Genomic DNA, 1,437 nt, shown 5'->3' with positions numbered 1-1,437 from the left:
TCAGCAAAATTTTATAAAAGGAGACATTGTGCCCGACTGGATAGTCAGGAAATTTTTGGATTTTAATTATCTGCTTTGCCCATTATACCGCTGTTGATGATTTTTTATCTTTTGAAGGTATCTTAATTAATAGGTAGGCACTTATTCCACCTAAAAGAAACCCTGTCCAGTAAAAAAGAAGCGAGAAAGATCCAGTACCAAGCACTCTTTCTAAAAAAACTCCGGTGATAAGCCCCGCCCCCAATATAACCCCTGTCTGAATGGCTGGATAAAGTCGTGGAAACAGCAGGAACTCTCCATTGTATTCATTGGGGGATTTTTCATATAGGCGTACTCCCATGATTAAACTGAATAACGTGACCAAAAGCGGAATCCAGCTGTACGAAAGAAGTGGTGGGTTCATAAAGTTCGTAACATACCACGGCATCGTTAAAGTTCCCAGCCAATAAGGAGTGCTTGGCAAGTTCTCGGCCCCGTGTACGTATAGAAAATCACGAACCAGAGAAAAAATCCCAGCTGGGAAGTATAAGCAGCCGACACTGAGAAGTAATTGCGAATAAATATTCCCTGTTATCGTCCCGACAAAGAGGCTGAATGTAAATATTCCTATTAGACCAATTAAGGTTGCTAGAAAGGTCGGCCAGGGATCGGCAGCAGCAATAGACTCTTCATAACCATGAGAAAGAAACATTGCGTAAGCTACCAAAAAACTTCCTATATAAGAGAACGCCAAAGCTCCCGTTCCTAGCACCCATTTAGACAAAAAGAGCGTAGAGCGCTTATACGGAAAAGTCATGGACAAATCATGAAAGCCATTTCGCCTCTCTAACCCAAGGAAAAAAGCTGCAAGGAGGATAACGAAAAGGATCATCCAAAAGGAATATCCTCTAGCTCTTAAGACTCCTTCAATGTGGCTGGCGTATGTTTCTATACTTGCCCCAGAAGAACGATTTAATCGTTCAATGCGAAGGTAAGCACTTACAGGAAAACCTAAAATCGGTACAATAAAGAGCCCAACCAAAATCATCCACGTCTGCTTGATGTCTTGTCTTATTACTGTTTTAGGTATCAACATTCTCACCCCTTGAAGTGACTTGGAAGATATCTTCTAAGCTGACCGGAAGTTCCGTATATAAAGGAGGGTTATATGAAGAAATTTGATTCACTTTGTCTGTGTGAACTAAAAGGGTATAAACCTTTCCGCTATGATTAAGGATATAAGTATCGTTTTTGACTTCTTTAGGCAGGGGGTCCTTAAATGTAACCTTTATTTTTTTATATTGGTATTTCCATTCTTCCAGGTTTACGTTCGCTGAAATATTGCCGTCCTCTAAAAAAATGAAATTTTCTGCCACCTGTTCGATCTCATTCAGTTGATGAGAGGTGATGAAAATAGCGGTTTTCTGATTAACAACATTTTCGATCATCAAGCGAATA

General features: G+C 40.1%; 1 protein-coding gene and 1 pseudogene. Both read right to left on the bottom strand.

Features of this window, described 5'->3' with window-relative positions:
• Positions 1-82 precede the first annotated feature (82 nt).
• Positions 83-1,072, bottom strand: a complete 990-nt coding sequence (locus BM095_RS16270; RefSeq protein ID WP_218151640.1) for a hypothetical protein — start codon at positions 1,070-1,072, stop codon at positions 83-85.
• Positions 1,062-1,437, bottom strand: a pseudogene (locus tag BM095_RS16680) (hypothetical protein); the annotation flags it as partial. The pseudogene BM095_RS16680 and the gene BM095_RS16270, both read right to left, overlap by 11 nt.

Origin of the sequence: Alteribacillus iranensis, from assembly GCF_900113025.1 — a bacterium.
Lineage (GTDB): Bacteria > Bacillota > Bacilli > Bacillales > Marinococcaceae > Alteribacillus_A > Alteribacillus_A iranensis.
The sequence above is the reverse complement of the archived record's forward strand: the minus strand, read 5'-3'. Positions and strand labels throughout refer to the sequence as shown.